We start from the raw sequence: 16,495 nt of genomic DNA, 5'->3' as shown, positions 1-16,495 counted from the left end.
GCGCCTGCCCCTTGTGTCGAGCTCGAACCCGCCACTCCATAGGCGGTGACTTTCCGGGAGACCCACCCACCGAACAAACAAAAAGGCCGCACGGTTACCCGGGCGGCCTTTCGTCCTGCTTGCACAGATCAGTTGCGCATCTTGTCCGGACGGAGCAGGAAGCGCGCCAGGGCCGGCAACAGCCACAGGGCACCGAACATATTCCACAGGAACATGAAGGTCAGCAGAATGCCCATGTCAGCCTGGAACTTGATCGCGGAGAAGATCCAGGTCGCCACACCGATGGCCAGGGTGAAACCGGTGAAGGTCACCGCCTTGCCCGTGGTTTTCAGGGTTTCGTAATAGGCTTCCTGCAGCGGCATCCCCTGACGCAGATAGGTCTCCAGGCGGCTGTAGATATAGATGCCGTAGTCGACACCGATCCCCACCCCCAGCGCGATCACCGGCAGGGTCGCCACCTTCACTCCAATGCCGAGGAACGCCATCAGCGCGTTGGCAAGGACCGAGGTCAGCGCCAGCGGAATGATGATGCAGAGCACCGCACGGATCGAGCGGAACGTCACCAGACACATCAGGATGACCACCGCATAAACGGTAAGCAGCATTTTCAGCTGGGACTTCTCGATCACGACGTTCGTCGCCGCTTCGATACCCGCATTACCGGCAGCCAGCTTGAAGGTGATGTTCTCGGTGTTGTATTCCTCGGCGAATTCCTCGACCGCAGCGGTAGCCCGGGTGAGCGTGTCAGCCTTGTGGTCGTTGAGGAAGATCATCACCGGTGCCAGTGAGCAGCTGGCATTGAACATGCCTTCAGGGGCGCGGCTGATCGCGGTGTTCAGGTTGTCCTGGTTACGCGACAGCGCCTGCCACTTCAGGCTGCCCTCGTTGTTACCCATGATCACCTGCTTGGCCACGGTCACCAACGATACCGCCGATTGTACACCGGCCAGGTTGCTCATGCGCCATTCCAGCTGGTCGATGGCTTCCATGGTTTCATAGGCCGAACACATCTCCGGCGGCGTACTGACCATGACCACCAGAACGTCGGAACTGGTCGAGTAGTTACGGATGATAAAATCGTTATCCAGGTTGTAGCGCGAATCGGCGCGCAGCTCCGGTGCACCCGGATCAAGATCGCCGATCTCGACGTTTTTACCGTAATAGATGCCGAAGGCAAAGCCGAGAATGGCCAGCACCACGGAAATCGGTGCCACCGCTGGATGGGCGAAGCCGGAAATGGACTGCCACAGCTTCTGCGGACGAGAAACCATATCCCGGTTGCGCTGCACCGCACCCTTGCCGATACCGATATAGGACATCAGGATTGGCAGCAGCATCAGGTTGGTCAGGATGATCACACCCACCCCAACGGAAGCGGCAATACCCAGCTCGCGGATTACTTCAATCTCGATCAGCAGCAGGGTCACGAAACCCACACCGTCCGATACCAGCGCCACGATGCCCGGAATGTACAGCGAGCGAAAGGCGCGCCGGGCTGCGGTATAGGCATCATCCGCCCCGGCATATTCGATCGCCATGGCATTGATGATCTGCACGCCGTGGGAGATACCGATGGCGAATACGAGGAACGGTACCAGAATCGAATAAGGGTCCAGACCGAAGCCCATGGTACGCAACAGGCCGAGCTGCCAGATTACCGCGATAACCGAGCAGACCAGCGTGGTGAGCGAGCTTTTCAGGCAGCGAGTAAAGATCAGCAGCAGCACGAAGGTAATCAGCAGCGCCGCGCCGAAGAACATCACCACCTTGATGATACCGTCGATCAGGTCGCCGACCTTCTTGGCAAAGCCGATGATGTGGATGCTGATATTCGGGTTCTCGTTCTGGAACTCGCTGCGGATCTTCTCTTCCAGCAGGCGGGAGAACTCACCGTAATCCAGGCGGATCTGCTCCGACTGGTTTTCCGGGTTGGGATAGGATTCCTGCAGCGGCACATCGATGATGGTGGACTTGAAGTTATTCGCCACCAACCGACCGATTTCACCCGACTTGAGAATATTGACACGCAGCTCTTCCAGATCTTCTGCTGTCAGGTAAGCGGGCTTGCTGGCAACCGGACCACCGTCGAAACCGTATTCGGTCACTTCGGTCCAGCGCACGTTCGGTGTCCATAGCGACCGCAGATTGGCACGGTCCACGCCAGGCAGGAAGAACACCTCATCGTTGATGCGCTTGAGGGTCTCCATGTATTCGGTAGAGAAGATGTCGCCATCTTCAATGGCAACCGCAATCCGGATGGAGTTGCCGAGATTGCCCATATCGTCCTGATGCTCGATCATGTTGACGATATAGGGGTGTTCGAGGGGGATCATCTTCTCGAAGCTGGTGACCGGGCGGACCTGGGTCGCCTGAAAACCGAAAAAGATGGTCAGTGCCGCAAAGATCAGCAGCATGATCAGTCGGTTATTGAAGATGACACGCTCCACAAGTGGAGCGGTCTCCTGATGGTGTTTCGACATCCAGATTCTCCTGGCTTTAATTCTTCTTTGCACGAACGTCATCGTTCGCGGCGGTTTATTCTTCTTCTGCCGTCGGTACGGGCAGGGTCAGTGCAGTACCGCCAGCCGCCGACATGCCTTTCCCATCCGCCTTCACAGCGCCTCGCTGCCCTACCAGCACGATACTGCCGTCCTGCAGGCCAAACGCATTCGCCAGCGCCACCCGATCCGGGCGCACAGTCACCTGGAAACTGCGTCCATGATCATCGCTGACAACAACCACGCCACCAGTACCGACCACGATCAAACGACCATCAGCCGCAAGCTGCCCTCCCGACAGGGTCGCCTCCAACTCGCCGTTATTGGGCGTCAGCAGCTCGACCTGCTCCCAGCTTTCACCGAAATCAGTGGAACGGAACATGTTGCCGCGCAAACCCCACGCCAGCACCACACCGGGTTCGCCAGTACCGGCAACGCCAAACCAGGAACCGTCATAGGGCATGTCCGTCAGGGTTTCCCAGGTATCGCCGAAGTCGGCCGAACGGTACATCGTGCCCATTTCGCCGACCAGGAACAGTCCGGTGTCCTTGACGACCGTCAGGGCGTTGTAATGGAAACCATCTGGGTTATCGATATCGAAGGACACATCTTCCCAGGTCTGACCGCCATCCTCAGTACGCAGGAAAAGGCCATAGGCGCCCACGGCGAAGCCGGTCCGGGTATCACGGAACCAGACGTCCATCAGTGGTTTTTCCAGGAAGCCGAAACCTTCATCGTCCGGCGCATCGATTTCCGGATCACGGTATTGCACCGCCCAGCTTTCACCACCGTCAGAGGAATGCAGAATCAGCGAGTCGTGGCCCACCGCCCAGCCGTTGCGCTCATCGACGAAATCCACGGCAGTAAGCAGTTGGCGCGTCGGAGCCGGCGCCTGTAACCAGTTGCCACCCTGATCATCGGAATAGACTATATGGCCGCGTGAACCGACCGCCACCAGACGCTGGCCGGCCTGCTCGATGTCAAGCAGCAGAGATTTGCTCGCTTTCAGCGAAATAATTGCTGGTTTGAGATCGTCGCTGGCAACATCCTGTGCCATGGCCAGCGAGGCGGGCCCCATTAGTGCACCGGACAACCCCAGCGTCATGATGATTCTGCGAGATGAAACGCGCCAGGAATTTGGCTCGTGCATAGTCCTTCCCCTTTGTTCTTATAGACTCTCTGCCGATTGGCATGTCTGCCGAATACTATCGAGCTTTGACAAGGTCCGCCAACCGGGCTTGGTTATCTTTTGTTAATCATGTCGATGATAATGACTCGGCGCCGATCCCTTCCGATCGTCGCCAAAGTCGCCATATTCACTGCAAACTCATTCAATGTTGCAGAAAGGATTCCTTCTTGTTGCGGATTTTCTCGGGATTGATAAGGAAGCGGGCCAGCGCTGGCAACAGCAGCATCGCGCCGAACATGTTGACGATGAACATGAAGGTCAGCATCAGTCCCATATCAGCCTGGAACTTGATCGCGGAGAAGATCCAGGTCGCCACGCCGATGGCCAGACACAGGCCGGTGAACAATACCGCTTTCCCGGTGGAGCGCAGGGTCTGGTAATAGGCTTCCTGCAACGGCATGCCAGCGCGCAGGAAACTTTCCAGACGACTGTATATATAGATACCGTAGTCCACCCCGATACCCACCCCCAGCGCGATCACCGGTAAGGTCGCGACCTTCATGCCGATTCCCAGGAAGGCCATCAGCGCGTTACCCAGTACGGATGTCAGGATCAGTGGCAGAACAATACAGATGGTCGCCGGGAACGAGCGGAAGGTGAACAGGCACATGGCCCCAACCCAGATGTATACCAATACCAGGATGGTCAGCTCGGACGTCGCGATGATTTCGTTGGTCGCCGCTTCGATACCGGCATTGCCTGCCGCCAGCTTGAATTTCAGCGTGTCGGTATCGTATTCCTCGGCGAAGGCCTTGACCTCGTCGGTCGCCCGCTCAAGGGTCTCGGCCTTGTGATCGTTGAGATAGATCAGCACCGGTGCCAGCGAACAGGCACTGTTGAACATGCCCTCCGGGGCCCGGCTGATCGCGGTATTGAGGTTATCCTGGTTGCGTGACAGCCCCTGCCACTTCAGATTGCCCTCGTTATTGCCCATGATCACCTGCTTGGCCACCGTCACCAGCGATACCGTCGACTGCACGCCAGGCACATTGTTCATGCGCCATTCCAGCTGATCGATTGCCTCCATGGTCTTGTAGGCTGAGCACATCTCCAATGGGGTTTCCACCATCACCACCAGGATGTCGGAACTGGTGGAATAGTTGCTGATGATGAAGTCGTTATCGAGGTTGTAGCGCGAATCGGCATGCAATTCCGGCGCCCCTGGATCCAGATCGCCAATCTGCAGATTAGCCTTCTGATAGAGGAAGCTGCCGACCCCGGCGACCAGACCCAGAATCACGATCACCGGCGCCAGACGCGGATGCGCGACATTGGACAGAGCACGCCAGAACGGATGCTCGCGCACGGCATCACGCTTGCTGCGCTCGATTGCCCGTTTGCTGATCCCCATATAGGAAATCGCCACCGGCAGCATGATCAGGTTGGTGAACACGATCACCGCCACACCCAGCGATGCGCCGATGGCCAGCTCATGAATCACGCCGATGTCCAGGATCAGCAGCGCGATGAACCCCACGGCGTCGGCCAGGATGGCGATCATGCCAGGCAGGAACAGTTGGCGGAAGGTGCGCCGGGCAGCCATCAGAGCGCTGTCAGCGCCACCGGATTGCAAGGCGATACCGTTGATCTTCTGGACGCCATGGGAGATACCGATGGCAAAGATCAGAAACGGCACCAGCATCGAATAGGGGTCCAGTCCGAAACCGACCAGGTGGATCAGGCCGAGCTGCCAGACCACCGCTATCAGCGTCGTGACCAATACCGAGATGGTGCTGCGGATACACCAGGTGAACCAGTACAGCAGGCAGAAGGTAATGCCGACCGCGACGGCAAAGAACAACATCACCGCCGTCAGGCCCTCAATCAGATCACCGACCTTCTTGGCGAAGCCGACGATATGGATCTGGATGTTCGGGTTCTCATCCTGGAACTCATTACGGATCTTCTGCTCCAGCATGTCGGAGAACTGACCGTAATCCAGACGCATGAGCTCGGACTGATTTTCCGGGTTGGGATAGTATTCCTGCAGCGGCACTTCGATGATGCTGGATTTGAAGTTATTCGCCACCAGACGACCGATTTCCCCGGACTTGAGCACATTGATGCGCAGCTCGTCGAGGTCGTCCTCGGTTTCATAAGAAGGTCGGCTGGCCACCGGGCCGCCATCAAAGCCGTATTCGGTCACCTCGGTCCAGCGTACGTTCGGCGTCCACAAGGAGCGCAGCCCCGCCCGGTTCACACCCGGCAGAAAGAACACCTCGTCATTGATGCGCTTGAGCGTTTCCATGTATTCGCTGGAGAAGATATCCCCTTCCTTGATGGATACCGCGATACGGATGGAATTGCCCAGGCTCGCCAGATCATCCTGATGCTCGAGCATATTGACGATGTAGGGGTGTTCGAGCGGAATCATCTTCTCGAAGCTGGTATCGGGCCTGACCTTGGTGGCCTGATAGCCGAGAAACAGGGTCACCAGCGCAAACAGCACCACAACCGTCAACCGGTGATTGAAAACCAGACGCTCCATGAAGGTAGCTTCTTCCTGATCATTCTGGGACATCCAGACTCTCCTGGCTGTAATTATTATTGTCAGACTGCGGATAAGAGCACTGAAAAGCCTGCCTGGTGATCACGACTCGGGAGGAGGACGTGCTGGCAGGACCATGCGCGGTGCGCATGCAACCCAAGGATGCAGAATGAACAAGCACAAGAAAGGAGAGCGGCTCCATTGGAGCGATACGGATCACTGTCGTGGGACAGCGCGGCGCAAACCTGTTCCTTCAGGAAATTACGCATGGAGACCCCTTGTTGTTATTGGTCACCCTGAGTGATCGGGTGACTTATCTTAGAGCGAATCGGGTAGCCCACCAATGCCTCATCGGTAATCTTTTGTAATCCATTTACCGACCAGAACAAAACCGCATTCTGTATCAATGAAAGCGTCGATGCAAGAACGCGTCGGACAGCCTGATCGGCTCTCCGACGCTTCATCCAGATCAGGCCAGGGACTTGCTGACCACCTCGTAGACATCCGGCGACAGGTCATCGCTCGCCAGGATGCGCGCCAGCTCAGCCTTCATCAGCAACTGGCGAGGCTCATCGAATTTGCGCCAGCGGGTCAGCGGCGTCAGCATCCGCGAGGCGATCTGCGGGTTGAGCCGGTTCAGCTCGATGATCTGGTCCGCAACGAAACGGTAACCAGCGCCATCGGCACGGTGGAAGTTGGCCAGGTTCTGATTGGCAAAGGCACCGATCAATGCCCGTACCTTGTTCGGGTTACGCAAGGTGAAGGCTGGGTGCTTCATCAACCCCTGCACCCGCTCCAGGCCACCGGGCAGCGGGCTGGCGGCCTGGATGCTGAACCACTGGTCCATGACCAGCGGATAGGCATTCCAGCGCTGGGCGAACTCTTCCAGGGCGGCGTGCTTCTGTTGCTCGTGGGGCGAATTGACCAAGGCCACCAATGCCGCCTGACGGTCGGTCATGTTGCCGGCCTCGACAAATTGCTGCACGCATACCGACAACGCTTCGGAAGACTCGGTCAGCATCAGATAGCCAAGCAGCGTATTGCGCAGACTGCGGCGCGCCATGGATTCGGCATCGGCCCGGTAAGCGCCGGCGCCATCGCCCAGCTGCCGGAATCGCGACCACATGGTCTCGGCCAAGGCGGTTGCCAGCTCCCGGCGCACCCAGTCACGGACATGGTGGATGGCCTCGACATCAGCCTCCTCGGCCAGCTCCACCAGGTAGGCTTCAGACGGCAGGCGCAGGATCTCGGCCACCATCGCCGGGTCGAGGCTGTCATCCTTCAGTACCGCGCGATGCACTTCGAGCAAGCGCTGGTCCAGGAGCAAGGGCCGTCCGGCCTGGTGAATCCCGATCAGCCCCTGCAGCACATCCACTGCCAGCGACTGCGCCGCCTCCCAGCGATTGAAGCCATCCGGGTCATGCATCGCAAGAAACACCCGATCATCCCGGGAATAGGGATAAACCAGCTTGACTGGCGCCGAGAAGCCGCGCAACAGCGACGGCAGCGGCTCTTCGCGGACGTTCTCGAAGACGAACAGCTGCTCGGCCTCGGTCACGGCCAACACGGTTTCCGTACCACACGCCTGCGTTTCACCGGCCAGCTGCAGCGGCATTTCGCGCCCCTCGCCGTCCAGCAGTGCCAGGCGCAACGGAATCACGAAGGGTAGTTTCTCGGTCTGACCCGGGGTTGCCGGGCAGCTCTGCCGGCACAGCAACTGGAAGGTCGAGCTCGCCGCATCATAGCGACCGTCGACCTGGAGTACCGGGGTACCCGCCTGACTGTACCAGCGCTTGAATTGAGTGAAATCCGCCTCGTTGGCATCTTCCAAGGCAGTAATGAAATCGTCACAGGTCACTGCCTGACCATCATGGCGCTCGAAGTATAGATCAGTACCTTTGCGGAAACCCTCGGCACCCAGCAGCGTGTGCAGCATGCGCACCACTTCCGCGCCCTTCTCATAGATCGTCAGGGTATAGAAGTTGGATATTTCCATATAGGAGTCGGGGCGCACCGGATGCGCCATGGGCCCGGCGTCCTCGGCGAACTGGTTGGCCCGCAGGAAGGTGGCATCCTCGATGCGCTTGACCGTGCGCGAGTTCATGTCGGCGCTGAATTCGGCATCACGAAAAACCGTGAAACCCTCCTTCAGCGACAGCTGGAACCAGTCGCGACAGGTAACCCGGTTGCCGGACCAGTTGTGGAAATATTCATGGGCAACCACCGCCTCGACCCGCTGGAACGCCATATCGGTGGCGGTATCGGGGTGGGCCAGCACGCAACTGGAGTTGAAGATGTTCAACCCCTTGTTTTCCATCGCGCCCATATTGAAGTCGTTGACCGCAACGATCATGAAGATATCCAGATCATACTCGCGCCCATAGACTTCTTCGTCCCAGCGCATGGAGCGCTTGAGGCTATCCATGGCGTGGCCGCACTGCTCGCGGTTCTCCGGTTCAACATAGATACGCAGCTCGACTTCCCGGCCGCTCATCGTAGTGAAGCTGTCATCGATACGGTACAGATCGCCGGCGACCAGGGCGAACAGATAGGCTGGCTTGGGGAACGGATCTTCCCATGTCGCCCAGTGCCGACCACCTTCGTGCTCACCACTGGCGATCAGGTTGCCGTTGGACAGCAGCACCGGATAGCTCCCACGCTCAGCCGTCACCGTGGTAGTGAACCGGCTCATCACATCCGGGCGGTCCAGGTAATAGGTGATCTTGCGAAACCCCTCGGCTTCACACTGGGTACAGAACATGCCCCCGGACTTGTACAGACCTTCCAGCGCGGTATTGTTCTGCGGCTCAATACGGGTAGTGATCGCCAGCTCGAACTCGCGCGCCTGCGGCTGCAGCGTCAGACTGGAATCGTCCACCTGCCAGGCATCGGCCGTCAGCGCCTGTTCGTCCAGCGCCACGCTCTGCAACACCAGGTCCTGGCCGTGCAGCACCAATGGCGGCAGCGCTCCACCCTCCCCCGCGGCATTGGCACGCATGGCCAGGCGGCTGTGCACCAGGGCATGGTCCTCGAACAGTTCGAAGGTCAGGTGGGTTTCATCGATCAGATAATCGGGCTGTCTGTAGTCCGTGAGGTGAATGGTCGTGGGTTGTTCGGTACGCATGGAAGACTCCTCAGGACACACTGAAAGCCATAGAGTAGGCAGTGTATTTGCGAATATTGATGACCGCGGTATCCAGCAACAGATATTGACCCTTGATGCCAAGCAAGGTGCCTTCCAATACCGGCTCCTTGTCCAGGTTGGCCGATTGCGGCTTGGCACTGTACTCCAGCACCGGATAGCGGATGTCCTGCACCTGGGCATCAGGCAACGGCTGGATGGCCTGCAGACCGAAGCGGGCCTGCAACGCCTCAACCCCCTCACGGGCGCCCGCCAGCAAGCGATCACGTTCGGCGATCAGATCAAGCGGTTCCGGCTCGCCGCGCAGCAGCGCCCGCCAGTTGGTCTTGTCGGCCACCTGCTCGCGCAACAGGTCTTCCACCAGCCCGGATTGCTGCCGGGTCGCCACTCGCAGGATCGGCAATGCCTGGCTGGCGCCCTGATCAATCCAGCGGGTCGGGATCTGGGTGGCGCGGGTAATGCCGACCTTCAACCCCGAGGAGTTGGCCAGATAGACGATATGGTCGGTCATGCAGAACTGCTCACCCCAGGCCGGCTCGCGGCAGGTGTTCAACTCGTAGTGGCAGCGTTCCGGGCTCATGATGCAGACGTCACAGCGTGCCAGCTTGGTCATGCAGGGGTAACAGTAGCCCTGGCTGTAGCTTTTCTTGGTTCGCCGGCCGCAGTGCATGCAATGGATTTCACCCAGTGCCTGCAACCGTATCGTGCGGCCGAGCAGCTGATTCAATGGTACCTGTTGCTCGCCCAGGGGCAGGCTGTAATCGACGGGTTCACCCAGAGCCCCAAGCAGCTTGCGGATGCTGCCCTCACCACTGACGAACGACATCAGTGCAGGGTGCCCTTGGCGGGGGTAAACAGGGATTCGTCAAGATTGGACGGCGCCTTCGCCTGGTTCTTGCAGGTCTGGCCGATATAACCGGTGCGCTCTTCTTCCGGCAGATTGTCCATTTCCCAGGCAATGATCGCCTGCAGGCACAATTCCTTCTGCTCCTGGGTCAGCTTGCGGCCGTCGGACCACTTGCCCAATTCGATGGCCTGCTTGAGGCTCTCGTACACCTCGGGAGAGATATTGCGCAACATGTCGATAAAGGTATTCATGGGTTCTCCGGAGCATGGTTCATTAGCCGGGCATTGTACCTTGTCAGCGCATGCGCTGCAGGCCGCCGGCGATCGCGCCGCACAGGGAGCCGATGACCAGCCCGCCGACATGGGCCGCATTGGCAATGGCGCCGAAACCGAGCATGGTCACCACACCGGACAGGCACAGCACCAGCCAGCCGAGCATCATCACCACCACGCCCCGGGGCAGATCGAAATGCACGTTTGGCGCCAGCGTCTGATACAGCCAGCAATAGCCCAGCAGGCCGTAGAGTACCCCCGACAAGCCGCCAAAGAGCGCCGGCCCGCCGAACAACCATTGCGCGGTATTGGAGATCACTGCGAATAACAGCGTCAGGCCGAGCAGCCACCAGCCGCCGGAGCGCAATTCGATACGCCGGCCCAGCTCCCAGTACCAAAGGGCATTGAACGCCAGGTGCAGCCAGCCAAAATGCAGGAACATCGGTGCCACCAGCCGCCACCATTGATCCATATCCGGTGCCGCAGCGATGTAGCCGGCAGGCGTAACCGGCGTAAAGGTGAACAGGACAACGGTCTGGATGTTACTCCCCAGCCCGGTGATCAGCGCCACCACCGCAGTGACCAGAAGCACCAGCAGAGTGACCGGGATCAGCCGCGCCATCCGCTGCCAGGCCAGCCGCGGCGGTCGGCGTGGCGCGGCGGGTGTCGAATCGGCGACCGGCTCCGGCACGCCCTGGGTATACAGCCCGCGAACAATGGCCGCATCCGCCTCGTTGCGGGTCCAGATCACCTGCTGGCCCCGCTCTTCAGTGATCCGGTGCGCCACCCCCCGCGCCCGGAGAAAATGGGTCAGGCTGCTCAGGTCCTCATCCAGCCGGCACTGCAAGGCACGATACATGCTCATCTCACATCCACCCAGACGAAATGGTCACGCAGCAGCTCCGTCTCGCCGCTCCAACGGTAAGCGGCCAGCTTGCCGAACTTGACCGCGCTGTAGTCCAGGCACGCCAGGTTCGCCCGGATGGCACGCGGTTCGCCCTCCTGCCAGTAGTGGCCGACGAACAGCGGCGGTTCATCAGCACCGTAGATCAGCAGCTCCGCCTTCTGCCGGTCGGTCAGCGGGCGGATGGCGATATGCTCGGGCAGGCCGTCGGGCTGGAACACGATATCACCGTAGGTCTGCGGCGCTTCTTCCCAGAACTTGGTGCGGAACATGGCCCGGGTGACGCCATCGCGTCCGGTCATGGTCAGGCCATGGGGCAGCGGCATGCCGGTACCACGCAGCAGGCGATCGAATACCTGATCGGCAAAGCCATCGCGTTCAACCGATGCCTGCACGAACTCGATATCCGGACAGGCGTCGGGATATTGCGCGGTGAATGATCTGATCAGTTCGTCATCCCAACAGGCATGCACCAGGCGGAACTGGCCCATATCCAGGTACAGCGGCAGGGTCCAGAACCAGTCGATGAAGTCATCCCATTCAGCCTGCCGGTTGGCAAACTGGTCCAGCGTGGCCTGGATCTGGCGGCGGTTGCGGTCGGTATGCTCGCGCACATATCGCCGGCCGCTACCGGCTGATGCCGGCGTCACCCAACCCAGGGCATTGAATTCGTGGTTACCCATGATGCAACGGGCCGCGCCCGCTTCCACCATGTCGCGCACCAGATGCAGCGCTTCGCGGATACGCGGCCCCCGGTCGATGATGTCACCGAGAAACAGTGCCTGGCGCTGCGGGTGTCGCCAGATACCACTGACTCGCGCATAGCCCATCTGTTCCAGCAGCGCTTCCAATGTGTTCGCGCAACCATGCACATCGCCAATGATGTCGTAGCCCTGCCTATGCTCTACCGCCATGCTCATCGCTCCGTCAGGCGGCTGCTCCAGCCCAATTTGCTGCGACAGATGGAATAGAAGTTGTGATCCAGTGGGTGAATCAATCGCAGCTTCTGCGGCTTCTTGCGGATAATCAGGGTGTCACCCGGCGCACAGGCAATATGCACCTGCCCGTCGCAACTGACTTGGGGATAGATACCATTCTGCTTGGAAATCCGCACCCGCAGTTCGCTGTTGCCGTCAACGACGATCGGGCGGCTGGACAGGGTATGCGGAAACATCGGTACCAACACCACGGCATCCAGCTTGGGATGCATGATCGGCCCGCCGGCGGAGAGTGAATAGGCGGTGGAGCCCGTGGGCGTGGCCACGATCAGTCCGTCGGACTTCTGGCTGTAGACGAACTGGCCATCCACATGCAGCTCGAACTCAATCATCCGCGCCGACTTGCCCGGGTGCAGCACCACGTCATTGAGCGCTTCGCTGCTGCCCAGGTGTTCGTCATCCCGGCAGACGAAAGCATCAAGCAGAAATCGTGATTCGACCAGATACTTGCCCGTCAGCACATCACCGACCCGCTCCTCCAGTTCGTCTGGAGAGATATCGGTAAGAAAGCCCAGCCCACCACGGTTGACGCCCAACACCGGCACATCAAAGCGGCACAGTGCCCGCGCCGCACCCAGCAGGCTGCCATCACCGCCGACGACGATTACCAGGTCACAGATCTCGCCCATCATCATCCGGGTGCAGACCTGCAACTGATGCCCCGGCAGCAGATCCGCCACGGCATCTTCGAGAATCACGGTATGTCCTTTATCCAGCAGGAAACGCTTGAGGCGTCGCACGGTATCCACGACCTGACCGCTGCCCAGACGTCCGATCAATCCGATATTGCGGAAATGCTCCATACACCACTCGCTATGTTTGGCTGAGAAATTCCGCACCAGGGTTTCAAGAAGCTCTGAATGCTTCTGTGCCGGCTTCTTGAAGCACGGAGAATGGCTCAATTATCCGCAGCCAGCAGGATTCTGGCAAATACAGAGCCTTTGAATAACGTAGCGAGCAAGGTCAGGCCGAGCGCAGTAGCTGGCGCTTCCTCGGTTTATTGAGTATCGGCCGCTGTCCGATTCTGCAATCGGCTCACTTCACGACGCAACGCGGCATTGGCCTTCTGTTGTTCAGCCAGCTCGTGTTTGATGTCCAGCAGCTCGCCCTGGGCGACCGCCAATTGTTCGGCATGCTGGATACGCTGGTTTTCCAACTGCTGACGATGAACCTGTTCCTGCACGCTGAGACGACTGCTCAGCTCGGTAATCTGGCGCAGGTACTCAGCCGCCTCGCCTGCGTGGGCCTGTTTAAGCGCTGCCAGCTCAGCAGCCAGGTCCCCGTCGGGTGCAGTAGCGTGATCCGCGACCGGCACCGGAGTGCCGCCGTACCAGGTATCCTCGGCGGCGACCTGCAGATTATCCGTGGCCAGCACCGCCCGAGCCTCTTCGTCCTCGCCGAGGATGCCCAGGGCATTACGGGTTACCGCCTGCTTGATCAGGCTGAGATCGGCCTTGCCGCTGCGTTGACGCGGCTTCCACATGCCGGCACGGTATGCGTTGGTGCTGCAGAAGCCGAGACAGGCCAGCCGAATGGGGCCGCCGCCCATATCCGGCCCTCGCCCAGCCTTCTCCGCCAGGTGCCGCAGCGGCATGTTCCACAGCCGGTTGACCTGGCCATCCAGGTCGAAGTCGAGGGTAAAAAACACGGCTGCGCGGACATGCAAGCGATGGTTGATCTGCAAAAACACCGCCTCGACGGTCTCATCGGCACACTCAGGTGCAGCGACCAGCCCATCGAGCAGTGCTTCAAACTCAGGAAACAGCATTTCCCGCGAGATGCCATGTTCAGAAAAAAACATTACCGCTTCAGTCAGCAACGGCTTCTGTATTCTGCCCACATCACTTGCGTTCATCGGTCTGTCCCTTTGGGGTTATTTTCAACTCCCAACTTTGCCTTTTTTTCGGGACGATTGCATCCGTCCCGAACCACTCGGGGAAACGTTGATTTCCGGCTTGTGACGAACTTGGCAGTTACAGCTCCGCCGCCAGACGCGATCCCTGGTCGATGGCGCGCTTGGCATCCAGTTCACTGGCCACGTCCGCCCCGCCGATCAGGTGTACCGACTTGCCGCTGGCCTCCAGCCCGGCCTGCAATTCACGCAGCGGCTCCTGGCCGGCGCAGAGAATGATGGTATCGACTGGCAGCACGCTGGTTTCATCACCCCGGCGGATATGCAGGCCCTGATCATCAATCTGCAGATATTCAACGCCATTGAGCATGGTCACCTGCTTGCTGGCCAACCCGGCACGGTGGATCCAGCCGGTGGTCTTACCCAGCCCGGCGCCGACCTTGCTGGCCTTGCGCTGCAGCAAGTACACCTCACGGGCCGGCGGATGCGGCTGCGGCTGGACGCCGGCGATACCGCCGCGAGCCTGAAGTTCAGGATCGATGCCCCATTCCTTCCAGAACAGCCCGGTATTGGTACTGACGCTCTCGCCAGCGTGGCAGATGAACTCGGATACGTCGAAACCGATACCTCCAGCACCGATCACCGCTACCTTCTGCCCCACCGGTTCGCGTTGCAGGATGGCGTCCAGATAACTGATGACCTTGGGATGGTCGACACCGGGGATAGCCGGAGTGCGCGGCACGATACCGGTAGCCAGGATCACCTCGTCGAAATCCGCCAGATCAGCTGCCTCAACCCGGGTATTGAGCTTCAGCTGCACGCCGGTGATCTCGATACGCTTGGCAAAATAGCGCAGGGTTTCGTAGAACTCTTCCTTGCCCGGGATCAGCTTGGCGACGTTGAACTGCCCGCCGATTTCCGCCGCTGCGTCGAACAGCGTCACCGCGTGACCACGCTCAGCCGCCACGGTGGCCGCAGCCAGACCTGCCGGGCCGGCACCGACCACAGCAATCCGCTTGCCGGTGTGCACCGGGATGTAGTTCAGCTCGGTCTCGTAGCAGGCGCGCGGATTGACCAGACAGCTGGTCAAGCGACCGCTGAAGGTGTGATCCAGGCAAGCCTGATTGCAGCCGATGCAGGTATTGATTTCGTCAGCGCGGCCAGCCGCCGCCTTGCTGATGAACTCCGGATCAGCCAGGAACGGCCGGGCCATGGACACCATATCGGCATCACCCTCAGCCAGCACCTGCTCGGCTACTTCCGGCGTGTTGATGCGGTTGGTGGTGATCAGCGGAATGGACACCTCACCCTTGAGCCGTGCGGTGACCTTGGTGAAGGCCGCGCGCGGCACCTTGGTGGCAATGGTTGGGATACGCGCCTCGTGCCAGCCGATACCGGTATTGATGATGGTCGCACCGGCCTTCTCGATTTCCTTCGCCAGCAACACCACCTCATCCCAGCTGCTGCCGTCCTCGACCAGATCCAGCATCGACAGCCGATAGATGATGATGAATTCGGGACCAACCGCTTCCCTCACCCGGCGGACGATTTCCAGCGGCAGGCGCATGCGGTTCTCGTAGCTGCCGCCCCAGCGGTCGGTACGCTGATTGACCCGCTCCACCAGGAACTGGTTGATGAAGTAGCCTTCCGAGCCCATGATCTCCACGCCGTCATAACCGGCAACCTGCGCCAGCGCAGCGCAGTTGACGAAATCGCTGATCTGCTTCTCGATGCCCGCCTCATCCAGCTCCTGCGGGGTGAAGGGGTTGATCGGGGAACGCACCGCACTGGCCGAGACCTGCTCCGGGGTAAAGGCGTAACGCCCGGCGTGCAGAATCTGCAAGCAGATCTTGCCGCCCGCCTCGTGTACCGCCTGGGTCACCACCTTGTGCTGCTCGGCTTCCTCGGGCGTGGTCAGCTTGGCTGCGCCCTTGCCGACACTGCCTTCGGTGTTGGGGCCGAAGCCGCCGGTGACGATCAACCCAACACCGCCGCGGGCTCGCTCGGCGAAGAAGGCCGCCATGCGCTCGAAGCCCTGGGGGCGCTCTTCCAGTCCAGTGTGCATGGAGCCCATCAGTACCCGGTTGCGCAAGGTAGTAAAGCCCAGGTCCAGCGGGGCCAGCATATGGGGATAAAGAGTCTGTGCGGTCATGCTCGTGCTCCAAAGATCATCATCAGGCTGCCGGTTCGTCGTCCGGCTTTGGTATGGCGCTGACAATAGGCCGGGTGTCGCTAGCGCTCAATCACCTCAAATGACATTTTCATAACCCTGGGTTACATTCTGCTCTTTCTTGCAAAATGACAC

At 59.8% G+C, this 16,495-nt stretch carries 11 protein-coding genes; all 11 read right to left on the bottom strand.

Translation table 11 applies throughout. The features are described from left to right. Positions 1-128 precede the first annotated feature (128 nt). The gene (locus QAO71_RS07025) at positions 129-2,480 is read right to left on the bottom strand and encodes an MMPL family transporter (RefSeq protein WP_036992397.1); all 2,352 of its coding nucleotides are present in this window, start codon (positions 2,478-2,480) and stop codon (positions 129-131) included. Between the two features lie 55 nt (positions 2,481-2,535). Then, a complete protein-coding gene (locus QAO71_RS07020; protein WP_083392493.1) occupies positions 2,536-3,648 on the bottom strand; it encodes a YCF48-related protein in 1,113 nt (370 codons plus the stop codon). Positions 3,649-3,829: 181 nt separating this feature from the next. Further along, positions 3,830-6,208, bottom strand: a complete 2,379-nt coding sequence (locus tag QAO71_RS07015) for an MMPL family transporter (protein ID WP_036992398.1) — start codon at positions 6,206-6,208, stop codon at positions 3,830-3,832. Positions 6,209-6,644: 436 nt separating this feature from the next. Then, positions 6,645-9,299: an aminopeptidase N gene (gene pepN / locus QAO71_RS07010; protein WP_280165556.1), complete on the bottom strand. Its 2,655-nt coding sequence runs from the start codon at positions 9,297-9,299 to the stop codon at positions 6,645-6,647. Between the two features lie 10 nt (positions 9,300-9,309). Next, positions 9,310-10,143, bottom strand: a complete 834-nt coding sequence (locus tag QAO71_RS07005; protein ID WP_074779943.1) for a DUF2797 domain-containing protein — start codon at positions 10,141-10,143, stop codon at positions 9,310-9,312. Beyond that, a complete protein-coding gene (locus QAO71_RS07000) occupies positions 10,143-10,415 on the bottom strand; it encodes a DUF1315 family protein (protein WP_036992404.1) in 273 nt (90 codons plus the stop codon). The genes QAO71_RS07005 and QAO71_RS07000 overlap by 1 nt, the downstream gene beginning before the upstream one ends. A 43-nt stretch (positions 10,416-10,458) precedes the next feature. Further along, positions 10,459-11,301: a rhomboid family intramembrane serine protease gene (locus QAO71_RS06995; protein WP_074779945.1), complete on the bottom strand. Its 843-nt coding sequence runs from the start codon at positions 11,299-11,301 to the stop codon at positions 10,459-10,461. Next, the gene (locus QAO71_RS06990) at positions 11,298-12,254 is read right to left on the bottom strand and encodes a metallophosphoesterase (protein WP_280165555.1); all 957 of its coding nucleotides are present in this window, start codon (positions 12,252-12,254) and stop codon (positions 11,298-11,300) included. The genes QAO71_RS06995 and QAO71_RS06990 overlap by 4 nt, the downstream gene beginning before the upstream one ends. A gap of 2 nt (positions 12,255-12,256) precedes the next feature. Continuing rightward, entirely contained in the window at positions 12,257-13,141 is an 885-nt protein-coding gene (locus tag QAO71_RS06985; RefSeq protein WP_036992406.1) for an NAD(+) kinase, read from the bottom strand. A 194-nt stretch (positions 13,142-13,335) separates the two neighbouring features. Beyond that, entirely contained in the window at positions 13,336-14,139 is an 804-nt protein-coding gene (locus QAO71_RS06980) for a hypothetical protein (protein WP_143063064.1), read from the bottom strand. Between the two features lie 172 nt (positions 14,140-14,311). Continuing rightward, a complete protein-coding gene (locus tag QAO71_RS06975; RefSeq protein WP_074779951.1) occupies positions 14,312-16,342 on the bottom strand; it encodes an NADPH-dependent 2,4-dienoyl-CoA reductase in 2,031 nt (676 codons plus the stop codon). Positions 16,343-16,495 lie beyond the last annotated feature (153 nt).

This window comes from Halopseudomonas sp. SMJS2 (genome assembly GCF_029866945.1).
GTDB classification, from domain to species: domain Bacteria; phylum Pseudomonadota; class Gammaproteobacteria; order Pseudomonadales; family Pseudomonadaceae; genus Halopseudomonas; species Halopseudomonas bauzanensis.
The sequence above is the reverse complement of the archived record's forward strand: the minus strand, read 5'-3'. Positions and strand labels throughout refer to the sequence as shown.